A 15,605-nucleotide genomic window follows, 5' to 3' on the forward strand; every position below is an offset into this window, starting at 1 on the left:
GGTTTAAGCCCCGCAGCAAGAGTTCTGGCTCTATTTACAGGGGGCTTTGGAAGAGTTGCTTAGAGGACCACATTTTAAGCCTGTTTTCAGAGGGAAAAAGGCTCTCTCTGGGACGCACCGCTCAAATCACATAGAGCACTGTTTTTATAGGGAAATTTAGAAACTATAACCGACTTCTAAGCCTAGGGGGCTTGCTCTTCGGGGCTTTCCTCTATGGTTCCCTCGGGGGTTCTTTTCACTCGGCCCGTATCCGGTCTGGCGGTGCCTTGATGGCCACTGGGTTTGTGAATTGGAGGACTTGGTTTCTGTGTGGGCTTGGTGATGGGTGGCTTTGCTGGATGGTGTTTCATGGGGTCTCCTTTTTTAGAAACTCCAACGGTGCAAGTGTCGTGTCTGCTTGGCTGGAATAAAAGCGACAATCAGCCGGTCGCAGGGGCAGACCGCCTCCAGGGTGGGGGCAAGTTGCCTCGGGAATTTAAAGATTCAAACGGGAATACAGCCACTTCTTCAAAAAATCGAAACTGTTTCTGTCGATTGTCGAAGTTCTGGCACGTTTGTTTTTTGAATCCGCACAAATCCAATAGCCAATTGCGGGTGCCAGCTCTTGTTTCACGGCATGGACGTCCTTGTTTGCCAAATTCGGGGCTTCCAAATCCAGTGCAAACACGGCTTTGTAGTTCTTGGCAAAGGAAGAGCAGTTCAACTCCTTTGTGGGGGACCAGCGGATGGATTTCATTTTCTGTGTTACAAACGTGGTTTCCAGCCATTGACTGATGAAATCCCGTTTGGCCTTTTTAAATTGAACGCGGGTTGAACCTGCTTGGCGATCCAATGTCATCCAATTGAAGGAATCCGCAAGATTCTTTGTCATCATTTCTTTGAAGCAGGCATTGAATTGAGAAACAGCCCCGGCTTTGTTCAGGATGGTATTCTTAAGCTCGATTCCGCAGGACTTGGCGATGCCGCCGCGTAAAGAAATCGTTTCGATCTCAGTCGTGATTTCGTTGTAAATATTGATCTTGCGATCCAATGCCTGCAGGGCCTGCTGTTCCAACTGGGCGATAGCTTGCGACTGACTGTCCAGCTGGCAATTCTTGCCAGTGCGGAAGTCAATGTTGCCGAAGATTTTATTCTTTATGAATTGATAGCGGGCGGGACTGGCTTTCAACAGCTTTTCAGGGTTGAAGCGATAAGCTGAAACAGCTTCAGCGAAGTCCTCCCACGAGTTGATGCTGGCGTACTGGGAAACCCATTGCTTGTAATTAAAGTCCCCACGATGAGGATGCTTCCAGTCCACCGTCATAAAGGACGTGATCTTTTCCCAACCGGTGATTTTCATCCATTCTGGGGATTCATCCAGATCTGTGGCTACCACGTCGGACCAGTTGTGGGCAATTTCATGAAACAGTAGATACTTCTTCATGTCCGCGGATTCCGTATCCCAAAAATCGTAAAACTGCATGGAAGAATCCGCATAGACACGTTCTTCCTGTTTGGTCTTGGGACCGGAATGAGTCAGCTGTTTGATATCTGAAAGGGGCAGCAAGTGCGGGGGCACCAGCGCCATGGCCTCAAGAATAATATCGAGATCCCTGTCTTTGAAATAGCCGGCCCCAAAGTATTTCATGGGCGCGACATTCAGGCGGTATTTATCCAAAAGATAAAGAGCTTTTAGAGACTCCGGCTTTCCCATGATCGTTGCCAGGGCACACCGAACTGACTGGCATTTTTGTCTGGCGATTTCGATGCGGGGATCTTGCTCATCGTAGGCGGTGTTCTCGGAAGGCTCGATCAGGTCTTTAAAGTGTTTTACGTAGAAAGAGCTGTCATTAACAAATTTAAAGCCCAATACTTCGAAATTACTTTTTTCGGACTGGCGTTCTTTGTTTTGAAAGTACTTTTCCAGGTCCGAGGCCTTCGTCAAAACCGGATAACGGCATGGAGCGTTTTGCACTTCATGGGCCCCGCCGGCAAAGTGCTCAGAAGCAGCAAGTGCCGGTGCTGACGATAGCAGGCTGAAAAAAGCCCCGCCCCAAAGTGAACAAAGTCTGATTTTATTTAGCAATCCCGGCAGCGACAGCGTTCTCATTCTGAGACTCCTTAATAGAGGTCACTGCTTTTATAAAGCAGCTATCGTGCCCTTTATTAAGTAATCGGCGGTACTTGGGATGGAAGACATTGTCAAAGTCGTCTTGAGGTGACGATCTCTGACGTTTTTCCTGTGTTCGATAATTTTTAAGGGATGTTTTTTTAAAGAGCTCTTTTGATGATCACGCGATGAAGAATCAAGGCCAGCACACCAAAACAACCCATCAGCACACACATCGGCATGGTTGTGCCATTATGTAAACGGCTGACGGCGGCCGAGGAAAGAGCGGCAATTCCATACTGCAAAGTTCCCAACAGGGCCGAGGCACTTCCCGCACTTTTCTTTTGCGTGGCCATGGCACCTGCTGTGGAGTTGGGAAAGGTCATTCCCAGACTTGCGATAAATAAGAACAGAGGAATCATGATGCCCCAGAAGCCCCAGTTAAGGATGCCGGCGGTTGCCAGAAAAACTCCGAGCACAGCCAGGACCACAAAGATCTTTTCCAGAATGGCATCATAGCTCTGGCGTTTGAGCAGACGGGTGTTGATCTGCGAACACAGAATCAAACCCACGGCATTGGACCCAAACACCCAGCCGAAGCTTTTTGCCGGAATGCCGAAGTGATTGATAAAGACAAACGAAGACCCGGTGATATAGGCAAACATTCCGGCCTGGGCGGCGCCGCCCGCCAAAGCGTAACCCATAAAATTACGGTCTTTCAGGATGCTGCCATACACTTTCCATGAATCTTTAATATGCACCCGTTGATCAGCATGATGTGTCTCGGGCAGGAAGGTGGCGATTAGAATGATGCACAAAGTGCTCAGAACCGCCAGAAGGGCGAAGATCATGCGCCAGCCGAAGAGCTCACTGATCTGTCCACCCAGAACCGGCGCCAGAATTGGAGCCGCACCCATCACCAGCATCAGCAGGGAAAACACTTTCGCGGTTTCCTGATGAGAAAACAAATCCCGCACGATCGCGCGCGAAATCACCACGCCCGAGCAAGATCCCAGGGCCTGAAGAAAGCGGAACAGAATCAGCATTTCAACGTTTTTGGTGAACGCACACACAACCGATGCCAGGGCATAAATGCTCAGCCCGACATATAAAGGTTTCTTGCGCCCATAGCGATCCGTCAGCGGACCATAGAAGATTTGACCGGTGGCCAGTCCCACAAAGAAAGAAGCCAGGGAAAGCTGCACGGACGATAGAGGCACGCCCAGATTTTCTGCAATCGCAGGGAAGGCGGGCAAGTACATATCAATCGATAGCGGACCGAAGGCCGTCAGGCTGGCCAGAAGTAAAATCAGAGCGGCAAAGGGAACATTGTACTTGGCAGTGGAGGAGTGCATGGGCTCTTCATAACAGGAAGAGCTGTGATTTGCACGGAGGAAGTCAGACGAGGCCTCTTAGTGAGGAGGCCTCAGGAAAAGCGCTTAGGTTTCCAGAACAAAATCCCAGCGGATCTTCACAGTACCATCGCCTTCAATGATTCCTTTGGGAGGATTCGGGAATGGCGCTGCTGCACGGAAGGCCTCAATCGCGGCATCATCCAGGTCACGCACGCCGGAATCACTTAGAACCTGCACGCGCACCAAGGTGCCCTTGTCATTCAGAACGATCATCAGCTTGGTGATGCGATCCTGATTTGTCGCAGCGGGGGATCGACCTTCCTTGAACATTTTACTGAGCTTTTCGCGCACGCGCCCTTCCCAGTGCTGGGACAGCTGCTTGCGAATGCGGTTGTAGTACGAGTAGTACTTAAACTCGCGGGTGTTCAAAAGGGTCTCCAAACCTCTGTCGACGTCCTTCACATAATCGTTGGATTGACTGGTCTCAGAACCAGTACCGGTGTTTTGTTCGCCGGTTCCACGTCCTTCGCCCAGTCCAGTTTTTTGTTCAGCAAGCTTCTGTCTTTCCATGGCTTCGTTGGCATCAAAACCTTTGAAAAGATCTTTGGCGATCTGCTTTTTGGCCTCTTCGGACTTGGCGGCCGTTTTCTGGCGACCATCACCCTTCGGTCCACTTTTGGTGGGCTCGGCCTTTTTTACGTTCTGAAACTGACCACGTTCTGCCGCAATGGTTTGTTTTGCGACCTTCTGGTTTTTGGCGCTCAAAAAACGCGTGTCGACCTCTTCCTCATTGGCGGAAGTCTCACTCTGTTCTACGACTTGGTTCGCAGATACCTGCAAGGCTTTCTTTTGAGCTAACTGCTCGGCCTTGGCAAATTGTTGAAGCTGGTCTGGAGTCAGAAAGTCGATGCTGACTGTCTCTTTCAGAGGGGCTTCATGTTTGAAAAGTCCTGCGATGTAGAAACCCGCCCCCACGATTGCGTGGAGAGCCAGGGAGAGCACAATATACTTTCTGAAAGACGGTGACTTCTTCATAAGACCTCACCCCTTTCTATCGGTATTATGACACTTGATATTGAGTTGATGGTGAGTCGGGCTCAAAGATTGCGACCCAAGTCTAGGGCCAGACTTTGACTCTTCTGTCAGGTGTGGGTGAAAATGATACAACTATGAAATTTGACTCGTGGTATCTGACAGATAAAGGTCTTCGTCGTGATTCGAATCAGGATTCCTGCCTCATCAATCGAGAGCTGGGACTCTTTATCGTGGCGGATGGAATGGGTGGACACTCCGGCGGTGAAGTGGCATCAAGCATGGCGGTTGAGACGGTTGAGGAAATCATGCTTCAGCCGGATGCTCATAAAAAATCACCACGCGAAGTGATCCTGCAGGCGTACGAAGAATCCTCCAAACGCATCTTCGATAAAGCGGCCAATGAACGCCCCGAACTGGCGGGAATGGGAACCACAATGGTGATGGCGTACATTCGCGGCAAACACCTGTATGTGGGAAATGTGGGCGATTCACGCTGTTATCTTTTCAAGCGGCCCCATCTGTGGCAGATCACCGAAGATCATTCACTTATCAATGAACAACTGCGTGCCGGCGTCATGAGTGAGGAACAGGTTCGTCAGTTTGTGGGGCGAAATGTCATCACACGCAGCGTGGGGTATGAGCGCGAAGTCTATCCGGATATCATTGAACGAGAGATCTTCCCGGGGGAAATTTTCCTGATGTGCTCCGATGGTCTGTCCGGTCTGGTGGACGATAAAAGAATTTCTGAGATTTTGAATCAAAATACACCTGACAAAGCTGTTAAAGCCTGTGTAGAACAAGCCTTGGCCAATGGTGGAGATGACAACGTCACAGTCATGCTGGTGCATTTCCACGAGTAAGTCTGTTTTAAGGAGCTAAGGTTTTGGATAAAAAGAAAGTCACGCTGTTTATTGTGAGCAATCAGACGGGAAAAACCCGTAAGCTTGTGCTCTCGGCTGCCTGGCTTAAAGCCATCTCCTTTATTTCTGCCATTGTGATCATTATCTTCGCTGCGGGTTTGGTGGATTATTTCGGTTTGCTTCTGCAGGCCATGGAAAATAAACGCCTGAAAGCGGAAAACGCCCAGCTCATCAAGCAGTTCCAGGTGGTTGAAAGTAAAGTCAGTGCCCTGGAAAATTCGCTGGAGCGTGTAAAGACCTTCACGACCAAACTGAAATTGATTACCAACGTCGAAGCGGATGACCGTATCACCAAGTTGACCATGGGCGCAAAGCCCTCTGCCGGTCAGCCCGTGGAAGAATACGAACCGATGGAACAGCGTGAAGACGCCGATGTGCTGGTTGAGCAGGATCAGATTTTTGCCAATAAAAAGCCTTTGAATGATCAGGCCGGGGAGCTGGCCAATGAAAATGCCGACAAGGACTATGCCTCTTTGGTCGTGCGTATCGATAAGGCTGTGAAGGAAACCCAGCTTAAAGAACAAAGTGTTATCGATCTTTGGGAAAGTTTGTCCGAAAGGCAGAGTTTGTTGAACTCCACGCCGAATATGAAGCCGGCCAAGGGCTGGATCACCTCACGGTTCGGTTATCGTATTTCTCCGTTCACCGGGAAAACAGCCCTTCATGCGGGACTTGATATTGCGGCAGCTCCGGGATCGCCGGTGTATGCTCCTGCAGATGGTGTTGTGGTTTTTGCCAGCTATGATGAGTCCTACGGAAAGCTGATCACAATTGACTATGGTTACGGTGTGACGACTCGCTTTGGGCACTTGTCACAGATTTATGTGCAGGCCGGTCAGCGGGTGAACAAGTGGGATGTTGTCGGGGCGGTGGGTAATACCGGACGCTCCACTGGACCTCACCTGCACTACGAAGTTCGCATCAACGGTACGGCTGTTGATCCTCTGAACTACATCCTCGACGAATAGACTCCGGCGGGGCGACCGGTCGCTTCTTAAGTTTGGCAAATATCATTGAAATTTATGGGCCTAAAATTTTCTTAAGCACTAAACTGAAGTGGTGAGGTGTTTATGAAATTCACGGTGTTTCTGTCCTCTCTTCTTTTGGTGGCATCAGCCGGGGCGGCTCTGCCTCCTCAATTTTCAGAATGTCTTTCGCAAAACAGTGGCACGAATATGAGTGCGAGCGATGTGGCTGAAATCGCCAAAGTCTCACGCATTACTTACTGCCAGAATCAGGTCAGTATTGTGGGGAAGGCGGACCTTCAGGCCATGCTGGCTAATCCCAATGTGAATATTGGAATTTCGGTCAGCAAAACCAGTTACTCTTATCAGGATTTGTTGGATATGGCTGCAACCGGAACTTATGTTTTGTACGTGGATGGCAGTCGCCTGTCGCGTGATAATCTGGTGGCTTTGCTCAATGCCGGCGTCCAGATTGTGGTTTTGTCCGGCAGCGCGGGCCTGAGCAAGCTGGATTTGTTGGCCATGGCTGCGGCGAAGTCGTTTATTTTGAATGTGAATTCCGCTGTGTCGAAAACTGATTTACAGGACTATGTTCGCGCGGGAATGCAGATTGTGATTCGCACTTCGCAGGCGGGCTTAAGTCGCCAGGACATTCTGGATGTGGCGCAGTTGAACACGGAAAAGGTTTCGATTTTTCCCTGATGGGATTTGGCGGGAAGATACGAAAAAGAAAAGGGCTCCCGTTGAGGAGCCCTTTGTCTTGGCATTTGTACTGGAACTTTATTATTGGTTCATCACAGAAACTGCAGGCATTGGGCACTGAAGTTCCTTCAATTTTTTGCTAACCAGGTTGGCGTCAGCCTGGAAAACTTTGGTCGCAAGAGTCGTTCTGGCCTGATCCACGACAGATTTCAGGTAGCCTTGGCCGCCCAATTGTTTGTTACCGCGGCAAGCAATCACAACAGCAGAATCCATCTTAACATCCAAAACCGGATCGATCATATCGCAGAAGAACTGGATCGCACCGATATGGTCGATGGAAGCAGACCAATCCAACCAAGCTGACTCAAGTTGCTGACAGACCAGTTCGTTCTCACGAGAACCCACTGGAAGCTGTCTCAGATTGAAGTTGCTCATGGCTTGGCTGATCTCTTTGCTTTTCTTCATCATGACAGGGTCATCGAAGACTGTGCCCATAACAATTTTGATGCCTTTACCCTGGCCAGAGTCTGTCATGCTGAAAGAACCCTGACGAAGCGCTCTCATGTTGGTTGTGAAGGCGGCAACAGCCTGGTCATGCATAGTCTTTGTATGGTTGATCCAAGCAAGAACTGGTGGCTTGCCGAAGCCCCAAGAGCTGCGAGAACCAAACAGACCGGCTTTCAGATTGACCATTCGTTGGGCCAATTCAGAACGGTCGATGATGGAGTTGTCCTGAGCCAGCTCCTGCATCGCTTTTTCAACACGTTTGATCGTCAATTTTTCTGTTTCGATCAAAGTGTACTGAGCTTTCCATTGACGGTAGTCCGCGCTCTTAGAAAGATAACTTTCAAGCTCCACTTTGCTTTGGGACACAACACCGGAAGTGGCGTTCACAGCCTGGCGCATCGCCTGAATCCAGGAGCGGCCGTTCTGAGCGCAAAGTTTCAAGGCACTTTCGTCTTCAACAGACTTTGCTGCGTATTCAGCAACACGTTTCATCGAGTTCGCATGCACTGTCTTCAGCGTCAAAGCCTGAAGCTTCTGGGTACGATCACTTTGTACTGTGGCCTTATCCAGATTTACGAAGGCAGAAGCCGGGAAGGTCTTGCCGTCGGAAGCCCAGTTCACCAGCTCGTTTGCCAGTGTACAAACCATCAAATCGTCGTTGTTTGTTTTAAGTTGAGCCTCGACAGTTTCAACATCCGCACGGTCATTTGCCAGCTGATTGTTTACGGCTGCGAAGTATTTCTCAGAAGAATTTTTATAGTTCAGCAGATTTGTAAGCTCAGCTGAAGGTTTTGAGAATTTCGCGTTATAAAGATCCACGCTCTTTTCAAGCTCTTGGGTGATCTTTTCGATTTTTCCACTTTGAGCCAACTGCATGAAACGAACCTTTTTGGCCACCTTCGTGAATTGGCAAGTGTTCTGAAGAACCGCTTTGCGGTGTTCAGCTTTACTCATATCCAAAGTGTTCTGATCGATCATTTTGGCAACGGCAGAAATACCACTTGTTGCAACCACACCACCGATAACGAACGGCAGTGCCGGAGCCAGGGCGGCATTCATGGATACGGCGAACAAGGCATAAGGCGCCAGGCCGTTGATCACGTCATTCAAAGCCAAAAGAACTTTACCCGTGGACATGGTCTGACGACCGCACTTGGAGTTCAGGAAGTTGTTGTTATTGACGATGTCACCCAGATTTCCCACGGCAGTCAAAGCAGCTGTCATAGTTTGTTCGACACTGTTAACGTTCACCTGAGCAGGATCCTGGGTTTGCATGATCTGTTGCAAAGCCGCGATGCTTTGTTTGATGGCGTTACCGTTGTCTTCGATGGATTTGGCAGAAGGGCTGCCAGTACATTCCGGAGACGTCAGAACTTCTTTGTTCAAAGAATCAATGGCCGAGATCAGTTCCGCATGTGGGCGGTTGTCAAACAAAGGACAGCTGTATGCTTCAGGAACTTTGGCTGCATTCATTTTTCCCTGAGCCGAACCTGTAGAAGTCACACGTGTATTGTTCGACGTGTTGGGACGGTTCGGAGGTGTTGAAGCCGAAGATCCCGTGTTCGTTTTTGGAATCGTCGGGCTGGTTGGCGTCACTCCGGTGTCATCATCGTCACCAAACAGGTTCAGTGAAAAGATGCTTGCGCTTGAACTGGCCCACACTTGCTGAGGGGGCACAATGAAGCTCGCGGTCAGCGCCAATGCCAGTGCGCCTCTTTGAACGTTCTTGAATTTCATAAAGTCTCCAGTGTTTAACTTTTAGCCACTTTACCTTTTTTCGCGTGCCATCCTGAGACATTTCGCAGGCTCCTATGAGTCTAAATACTTAGAATCACATAGTTCCTTCTAAACTTCCCAAGCAGTCACACGAGTTCAGGTGGCAACGATGCAAATTCAATGCGCAGGCTGCATCACTTTGAAACAAGTCTATGGTCGAGGTGACAATATATTGCCAAGTGAAGTGCCACTGGACGGCTCCTGACGTTTTTCCAGGGATTCCACTGTTATTTGCTTATTATCTCCATTTTAAAGGGACTGGGGTCACTTTGCATGGAACGCTCTTTGTATAAGAGGTGAGTATGAGACTTTTGGTTTCCTGCCTTCTCTTTATGATGACCTTCTCCGGAGCCTGCTGGGCCAAGGTGGACTTGCGTACCACCAAGCCGCTGGTGATTCCCGAGGATAAAGTCACACCAAAGATCACCAAAGAAGATGTGGCCAAGATCATTCCCCTGGATATCAAAAAAGATGAAAGCACCGGATCTGTCATGAGTCGTATTGCCGACCGCGGATTCAATCTATGGTTTAATTCTGAATTTATGAAAAACAGCGCTCTGGGCCGAGCCGTGGAAGAAACCCAGGAAAAGCTGAAGACAGATGTTGTTGTTCCGGCCACAACTCCGCACGGTGTGGTTCATAAGTTCTCGTTCCGTGTGGAAGCCTTTCAGGCTTTGGCGAAGATGGAATACTCAGGCTGGTTGAAGGCGGCTATCAACTACGATGCGAAGGCCTCTGAAACAGATATTCAGTTCAAAGACAAAGTCCTGGATAACAAAGATCTGATTGTCAGTCATAAAGCCAATAAAGAGCAGGGCTTGTCGATGATTGGCCTTGCCTGGTCCTGGTAAGCGTCCTACCCTTAATTCATGGAAAATATTGTTTTTATCTCTGGGAAAAGAACTCCCTTTGGAGCCTTTGGCGGATCTCTAAAGGATGTTTCAGCAACGGATCTGGGTGTGGCTGCCGCCAAAGCAACCCTGGAACAAGCCGGTCTTTCACCTGAAAAAGTCGATCATGTGATCTTCGGAAACGTCGTGCAGTCAGGTGCTGATGCCGCCTACCTGCCTCGTCATATCGGTTTGAAGACCGGTGTGCCAGTGGCGGTGGGTGCCTTTGCTGTCAATCGCCTTTGTGGCAGCGGTTTTCAGGCTTGGGTCAATGCCGTGCAAATGATCCAGTGTGGGGAAGCTTCTGTCGTTCTTGCCGGTGGCGTCGAGCAGATGTCACAGATTCCGTATGTTGCTCGCAAGGTCCGCTTTGATGGTATGCGCATGGGGAACTTTGAGCTGGAAGATCTGATGACCTCGGCGTTGACGGATGCTTATGCAAAAATGCCGATGGCAATCACAGCAGAGAATCTGGCAGTGAAGTATGGCATCTCGCGTGAGCAATCTGATGCTTATGCGATTCAATCCCAGCAAAGATTCAATGCAGCGGTTGAAAAAGGCTTCATGAAGCAGGAAATCTGTCCGGTGACTGTCGAAGGTCGCAAGGGCGCGGTGGTTGTCGAAAAAGACGAACATCCAAAGCCGGACTCAACGCTTGAAAAACTGGCGACTTTGAAGCCGGTCTTTAAAAAGGACGGTCTGGTTACGGCAGCGACGGCCTCAGGTATTGTGGACGGTGCGGCCTGTTCGCTTCTGATGAGCGAATCCAAGGCCAAAGAACTGGGGCTGAAGCCGATGGCTCGCATTATCAGTTATGCTTCTGTAGGTTGTGATCCGACGATCATGGGTATTGGACCTGCGGGGGCGGCTCGCAAGGCTTTGGAAAAAGCGAACCTGAAGTTGGAACAAATGGATTTGGTGGAAGTGAATGAAGCTTTCGCTGCTCAATATCTTGCGGTCGAAAAAGAACTAAAACTAGATCCGGCTAAAACAAACGTGAACGGCGGTGCGATTGCCGTGGGTCATCCCTTGGGGGCTTCAGGCACTCGTATCATGAATCATCTGGTTTATGAGCTTCATCGTCGCGGTGGGAAGTATGCTCTGGGCTCTGCCTGTATCGGCGGCGGTCAGGGTATTGCGATCATCATCGAAAAAATCTAAAACTTTGCCAACCCCGGAACGACTGTTGCCGGGGTTTTTGTTAATTCGCCCTTTTAGTGAAAGACTCTCTTCATGGAATTTAATCTTCGAGAACGTACAGCATTGATCGTCGGTCCTTTTACAACAACCGTGCAAAGCCTGGTGATGGGGCTGACTCAAATGGGGTCAGACTGTGTTTTGTTGGATTTCGACAATACGGCCAGTCAGCGTTTTTGCAATCAAATCAATGATGCGCGCGAAATCAACCCAAAGTTTGGCAGAGCTTTGGGGGTGAAATCAGCTATGAAAACCGCAGACGATATCAAGGATGCGGTGGGAACAGCGGCGCAGTCTTTTGGCAGCGTGGATCTGTTTATTGATGCACAAACCTACAACAAACAGAATCGCTACAAAATTGGCGACAGTATTGACTATCTGGATGAAGAGATTCAACACAACTTTAAATCTTCTGTGATGCTGACTCATGCTGTTCTGAATTTTTTGAAGAATCGCAAGCGCGGCAGAATTTTGTACCTGCTTAATGAAATTTATCCGGATCCTATTCTGGCCGGAGCTCGCGGGGCGTTGGTGCCCTTTGCGCAGTCTTTGGCAAAACAGGTGGCAGAGCATAATATCACCGTGAATGTCTTGAAATTGGGACTGACCGAAGAGTATATTCTGGCCCAACACCCGGAAGCTAAATCCATCAAAGAAGCAGTGGAGGCGTTAAAGGTGAAGGAACCGCATCTTAGAATCACTGAGCCTGACAAGGTCACCAACACCGTGACTTATCTGGTCAGTCAGTTCGGAGCTGCGGTGAACGGTCAGGTTATTTCTTTAAGTTAGGTGAGGTATGCAGCAGGGTAAGCTTATCATTCGTCCGGCATCGGTGATGTTTCAGTGGTGGGATTTTATTCCCCACTACACTTTGAAAGACTGCTGGAACAAGGCGCCTTTGGAGCTCGATATTTCCGAGGTCCAGGCGATCTACAAGCGCGGTCCTGCGTACCTATATCACTGCCGTCGTCAGGATGTGAACTATCTGGTTTACCTGGGTGATGTGCCTGAGGGGTTAAAGCACATCCCTGTTCAAGAGGTGGGTCCCTTTGAGGTCGTGAAGGTCATCCGCAATTTTCCCTCTAAATGGAAAAAGGCCTTCCCCAAGTTGCTAGGTCTGGCCTTTGTCACGATTGTCCTTTTGAAAATGTTCTTTGCTTTCCGAAGCTAGGCGGAATCTTTCCGCCTAGAGTTTCAGACCTTTCAGAATCAATTCTGCCTGTCTTAGATTTTCCGGTGCCACATAGATGCGGTCGATGATACGAGCGCCTTCATAGCGTTGGAAGATCTCGGTGGTCTGATTGATCGGGGAGGGCTGGGCCCAGCGGTCATATTGATCCACAACGTAAATCTGCAGCGCACGCTCTTCCGGGGAGGCCGTGTGGTACTTGGACAGACGCGCCTTGGAACTGGTGCGGATGACCTCAATACCGTCAGCTTCCAGTGCCTTCTTGATGGCTTCCGGGCTTTCTGATTCAGCGGTGTTGTGTTGCTCGATCAAAACCTTGAACGGCTTTCTTTGGGCGATTCGTTGTGCCCAAGGGTTGTTGGCGCCAGACAGATGTTCGTGTAGGCGATAGTCGTTGTACTTGGTGTACTCGTTGATATCTCCTGGCAAAACGAACGTACAGTCAGGTGACGTCAGATAGCGGTTCAGCATTTCCTCGTAGATGATGCTCTTGTGGTGACAGTAAACCATCAAGTGCATGTGGTGGCGGGAAATCAGGAAGTCATCGAAAGAATAAAGGGCACGGCGGTTCAGGCCCAGATACATTTTGTTTTCTTTGCGATGGAAGGTCATGTTCTGAATCAACCAGGACAGATCAATTTTGCCGTAATTGGTGCCGCAGAAATAACTGTCGCGTTCCAGGTAGTCCATGCGGTCCACATCCAGTTCACTGGAAACCAGCTGACTTAGGATCGGACGGAAATCGACGCCGTTGTCGATAAAGAAATCATCCGGGCAGTGCAGGGCCTTGTCGATCAGGCACGCCACGTGGATCGGCTGAATGTCAGGGAATTGGGTGCGCAGGGTTTCAGAGATCGCGGAGTCCGTAACGTATTTGATCGTGTAGTCTTCGTGATTGGCACGGCGGTTGTGATTCATCACCGTGTGGGCTTCTTCCCCGTACTGTTCCTGTTCTTTATAAAGTTGAATCTTCAATTCAGACAGATGGGGCATGACCTGTTCAGTGGTGTGGCTCAAAGGGCCGTGTCCCACGTCATGCAACAAAGCCCCCAGGCGCAGCACCTGACGGAAGCGAGTTTTTACAGAAGGTTTTGAAAAGGGATAAACCCGGAAGATCGCATCGAAGGTTTCGCCAGCCAGATGACCCACGCCGACAGAGTGAATGTAGCGGTTGTGGGTGGCACCAGGAAAACTGAATTCCGCATAACCCAGCTGCTTGATCGCGCGCAGGCGTTGATATTCGGCGGTATCCAACACGGCCACTTCAGGTTCTGAGTAATATATAGAGCCATGAACAGGATCGCGAATTTCCATTTTTTCTCCTCTGGGGCAGCACTGCTATGAGACTCAATTAGCGGGTCTTCTCAGGCTATGTCAAACAGCTTCAATTAAAGATAAAGGACTCTCACTCAGAGGCCTATATATGCGTATTTGATATAGGACCAAGGGCTAGATACAGGGATTTTATGACTCCAGGTGTGGCATGGGGAAATGAAAAAACTTCATTGAAAATAGATATTTAGGGCTCACGCCTAAAAGGGAGCTTGGGTGGGGCGCTCCGGGTCCAAGGGCCAGAAATGTAAAAAATTGAGACGTATCACTTTAGGAATTTCTGGGGACTCCGATGAGTAAGGTAAGAAATGAATCGCCCAAGGGCACCACGGTAGGTGCACTGAGTTTCAAGGATCGAAACTCAGAAATCTTCAAGGAGGAGGAAACATGGGTCTCAGAATTAATACGAACAGTGCTTCGTTGAATGCTCAGAGAGTTCTCTGGGGGACGAAGATCGGTCTGGATAAGAGCATGGAAAAGCTCGCTTCCGGTTTCCGCATCAACAGAGCTGGTGATGATGCCGCCGGCCTAGCGATCTCTGAGAATTTGAAAGCTCAGATTCGCGGTCTAAAACAAGCATCCCGAAACGCTCAAGACGGTATCTCTCTGGTTCAAGTGGCCGAGGGTTCCATGAACGAGATCTCTTCGATCTTGATCCGTCTAAGAGAATTGTCCGTACAGGCAGCTTCCGATACTATCGGACCTGTAGAAAGACAGTTCCTGAACGTGGAATACGATCAATTGGTGTCAGAGATCGACCGTATCTCCGAAGGCACAGAGTTCAACGGAACTCAGTTGCTGGCGGGTGTGGGTTCCATCCTGGACTTCCAAGTTGGTACTAGAAATAATCCTGAAATCGACCGTATCTCTTTCGACGCTTCCAAAGCCGACGCAAACTCTGCCGCTTTGGGTGTGAACCTGACCTCTGTTGCCGACAAAGCTTCTGCTCAGAATGCTTTGGCAGCGATTGACCAGGCGATCGTCAGTGTCTCCGCAATGCGCGCAGACTTCGGTGCGATTCAGAATCGTCTTCAATCTACAGTTTCAAACATTCAAGTGTCTGTAGAGAATATGTCAGCTGCGAACTCTCGAATCAGAGACGTGGATGTGGCTGAAGAGACATCTGAAATGACCAAGAACAACATCTTGTTGCAAGCCGGTACTTCCGTCCTAGCACAAGCAAATTCCCAAGCTAACGTAGCACTTGGACTCTTGAACAAGTCATTCCAGGGTTAATCCTTGGAGTGACCTAGGTTCCCGATCTTGACTGATCAAGATCACCCTCAAGTGTAACGACCCGAGCTCTGTAAAACGAGCTGACAATTTGATCTGTTTCCTGCGACCGAGGCCGTCTTTCACGGCGGCCTCATTTTTTCAGTCACACCTTGACTGACGGGGAGTGGATTTAAGAAACAGGATTCTGCATCCGGTTTCTGAATGTGTGACCGATTTTTTTGATAAAGGACTCCGTTGCGAGTGACTTTGTCCGTCAATTTTAGATGCTGCTTTTTCTATTCTGCAGCGACCGATTTTTCAGAAAATTTTCCCTCAGCAAAAAATAAAAAAGAAAAGAAAAAAACTGGACTCGAGCCGTTGTAATTTATTTCCGAAAAGTAAGCAGGGAACTGTATCGCAAGTTCCGAATATT

At 49.3% G+C, this 15,605-nt stretch carries 14 protein-coding genes; 8 read left to right on the plus strand and 6 right to left on the minus strand.

All coding sequences use genetic code 11. From position 1 onward, the window contains the following. Window positions 1-182: 182 nt before the first annotated feature. From ACZ5ZZ_RS01770 to ACZ5ZZ_RS01785, 4 genes are all read right to left on the minus strand, one after another. The gene (locus ACZ5ZZ_RS01770; RefSeq protein ID WP_464119873.1) at window positions 183-350 is read right to left on the minus strand and encodes a hypothetical protein; all 168 of its coding nucleotides are present in this window, start codon (window positions 348-350) and stop codon (window positions 183-185) included. A gap of 125 nt (window positions 351-475) precedes the next feature. Continuing rightward, window positions 476-2,089: a putative zinc-binding metallopeptidase gene (locus ACZ5ZZ_RS01775; RefSeq protein ID WP_464133036.1), complete on the minus strand. Its 1,614-nt coding sequence runs from the start codon at window positions 2,087-2,089 to the stop codon at window positions 476-478. Window positions 2,090-2,250: 161 nt separating this feature from the next. Further along, on the minus strand, window positions 2,251-3,444 hold the full coding sequence (locus tag ACZ5ZZ_RS01780) for a Bcr/CflA family multidrug efflux MFS transporter (protein WP_464133037.1): 1,194 nt from the start codon (window positions 3,442-3,444) through the stop codon (window positions 2,251-2,253). 84 nt (window positions 3,445-3,528) lie between these two features. Beyond that, the gene (locus tag ACZ5ZZ_RS01785; RefSeq protein ID WP_464119876.1) at window positions 3,529-4,479 is read right to left on the minus strand and encodes a TonB family protein; all 951 of its coding nucleotides are present in this window, start codon (window positions 4,477-4,479) and stop codon (window positions 3,529-3,531) included. A gap of 134 nt (window positions 4,480-4,613) precedes the next feature. On the opposite strand from ACZ5ZZ_RS01785, the gene ACZ5ZZ_RS01790 reads away from it, so the two are divergent. From ACZ5ZZ_RS01790 to ACZ5ZZ_RS01800, 3 genes are all read left to right on the plus strand, one after another. After that, the gene (locus ACZ5ZZ_RS01790) at window positions 4,614-5,339 is read left to right on the plus strand and encodes a Stp1/IreP family PP2C-type Ser/Thr phosphatase (protein ID WP_464119877.1); all 726 of its coding nucleotides are present in this window, start codon (window positions 4,614-4,616) and stop codon (window positions 5,337-5,339) included. 23 nt (window positions 5,340-5,362) lie between these two features. Next, window positions 5,363-6,367 (plus strand): M23 family metallopeptidase, encoded by a 1,005-nt coding sequence (locus tag ACZ5ZZ_RS01795; RefSeq protein ID WP_464119878.1) that lies wholly within the window; start codon window positions 5,363-5,365, stop codon window positions 6,365-6,367. A gap of 102 nt (window positions 6,368-6,469) precedes the next feature. Continuing rightward, the gene (locus ACZ5ZZ_RS01800; RefSeq protein WP_464119879.1) at window positions 6,470-7,066 is read left to right on the plus strand and encodes a hypothetical protein; all 597 of its coding nucleotides are present in this window, start codon (window positions 6,470-6,472) and stop codon (window positions 7,064-7,066) included. 81 nt (window positions 7,067-7,147) lie between these two features. Here the strand turns inward: ACZ5ZZ_RS01800 and ACZ5ZZ_RS01805 are convergent, their stop codons facing one another. Continuing rightward, window positions 7,148-9,310 carry a hypothetical protein gene (locus ACZ5ZZ_RS01805; RefSeq protein WP_464140976.1) on the minus strand — a complete coding sequence of 721 codons (2,163 nt, stop codon included), beginning with the start codon at window positions 9,308-9,310 and terminating at the stop codon, window positions 7,148-7,150. A gap of 341 nt (window positions 9,311-9,651) precedes the next feature. Between ACZ5ZZ_RS01805 and ACZ5ZZ_RS01810 the strand changes: the two genes are divergently transcribed. The 4 genes from ACZ5ZZ_RS01810 (at window position 9,652) to ACZ5ZZ_RS01825 (ending at window position 12,607) form a co-directional block, all read left to right on the plus strand. Continuing rightward, complete coding sequence (locus ACZ5ZZ_RS01810) at window positions 9,652-10,200, plus strand: hypothetical protein (protein WP_464119881.1); 549 nt, start codon at window positions 9,652-9,654, stop codon at window positions 10,198-10,200. A gap of 18 nt (window positions 10,201-10,218) precedes the next feature. After that, window positions 10,219-11,400, plus strand: coding sequence for an acetyl-CoA C-acetyltransferase (locus ACZ5ZZ_RS01815; protein ID WP_464133041.1), 1,182 nt, complete (start codon window positions 10,219-10,221; stop codon window positions 11,398-11,400). 72 nt (window positions 11,401-11,472) lie between these two features. Further along, window positions 11,473-12,225, plus strand: a complete 753-nt coding sequence (locus tag ACZ5ZZ_RS01820; RefSeq protein ID WP_464119883.1) for an SDR family oxidoreductase — start codon at window positions 11,473-11,475, stop codon at window positions 12,223-12,225. A gap of 7 nt (window positions 12,226-12,232) precedes the next feature. Next, a complete protein-coding gene (locus ACZ5ZZ_RS01825) occupies window positions 12,233-12,607 on the plus strand; it encodes a hypothetical protein (RefSeq protein ID WP_464119884.1) in 375 nt (124 codons plus the stop codon). Window positions 12,608-12,622: 15 nt separating this feature from the next. Here ACZ5ZZ_RS01825 and ACZ5ZZ_RS01830 read toward each other — a convergent pair whose 3' ends face one another. After that, complete coding sequence (locus tag ACZ5ZZ_RS01830) at window positions 12,623-13,939, minus strand: HD domain-containing protein (protein ID WP_464119885.1); 1,317 nt, start codon at window positions 13,937-13,939, stop codon at window positions 12,623-12,625. 405 nt (window positions 13,940-14,344) lie between these two features. On the opposite strand from ACZ5ZZ_RS01830, the gene ACZ5ZZ_RS01835 reads away from it, so the two are divergent. After that, window positions 14,345-15,193 carry a flagellin N-terminal helical domain-containing protein gene (locus tag ACZ5ZZ_RS01835; protein WP_262554465.1) on the plus strand — a complete coding sequence of 283 codons (849 nt, stop codon included), beginning with the start codon at window positions 14,345-14,347 and terminating at the stop codon, window positions 15,191-15,193. The last annotated feature ends 412 nt before the right edge of the window (window positions 15,194-15,605 follow it).

Source organism: Bdellovibrio sp. HM001 (assembly GCF_055397275.1).

Coding starts and splice junctions, on each gene's coding strand:
- ACZ5ZZ_RS01770 (WP_464119873.1), bottom strand. CDS start 350: ATGAAACACCATCCAGCAAAGCCACCCATCACCAAGCCCACACAGAAA.
- ACZ5ZZ_RS01775 (WP_464133036.1), bottom strand. CDS start 2,089: ATGAGAACGCTGTCGCTGCCGGGATTGCTAAATAAAATCAGACTTTGT.
- ACZ5ZZ_RS01780 (WP_464133037.1), bottom strand. CDS start 3,444: ATGCACTCCTCCACTGCCAAGTACAATGTTCCCTTTGCCGCTCTGATT.
- ACZ5ZZ_RS01785 (WP_464119876.1), bottom strand. CDS start 4,479: ATGAAGAAGTCACCGTCTTTCAGAAAGTATATTGTGCTCTCCCTGGCT.
- ACZ5ZZ_RS01790 (WP_464119877.1), top strand. CDS start 4,614: ATGAAATTTGACTCGTGGTATCTGACAGATAAAGGTCTTCGTCGTGAT.
- ACZ5ZZ_RS01800 (WP_464119879.1), top strand. CDS start 6,470: ATGAAATTCACGGTGTTTCTGTCCTCTCTTCTTTTGGTGGCATCAGCC.
- ACZ5ZZ_RS01805 (WP_464140976.1), bottom strand. CDS start 9,310: ATGAAATTCAAGAACGTTCAAAGAGGCGCACTGGCATTGGCGCTGACC.
- ACZ5ZZ_RS01810 (WP_464119881.1), top strand. CDS start 9,652: ATGAGACTTTTGGTTTCCTGCCTTCTCTTTATGATGACCTTCTCCGGA.
- ACZ5ZZ_RS01815 (WP_464133041.1), top strand. CDS start 10,219: ATGGAAAATATTGTTTTTATCTCTGGGAAAAGAACTCCCTTTGGAGCC.
- ACZ5ZZ_RS01820 (WP_464119883.1), top strand. CDS start 11,473: ATGGAATTTAATCTTCGAGAACGTACAGCATTGATCGTCGGTCCTTTT.
- ACZ5ZZ_RS01825 (WP_464119884.1), top strand. CDS start 12,233: ATGCAGCAGGGTAAGCTTATCATTCGTCCGGCATCGGTGATGTTTCAG.
- ACZ5ZZ_RS01830 (WP_464119885.1), bottom strand. CDS start 13,939: ATGGAAATTCGCGATCCTGTTCATGGCTCTATATATTACTCAGAACCT.
- ACZ5ZZ_RS01835 (WP_262554465.1), top strand. CDS start 14,345: ATGGGTCTCAGAATTAATACGAACAGTGCTTCGTTGAATGCTCAGAGA.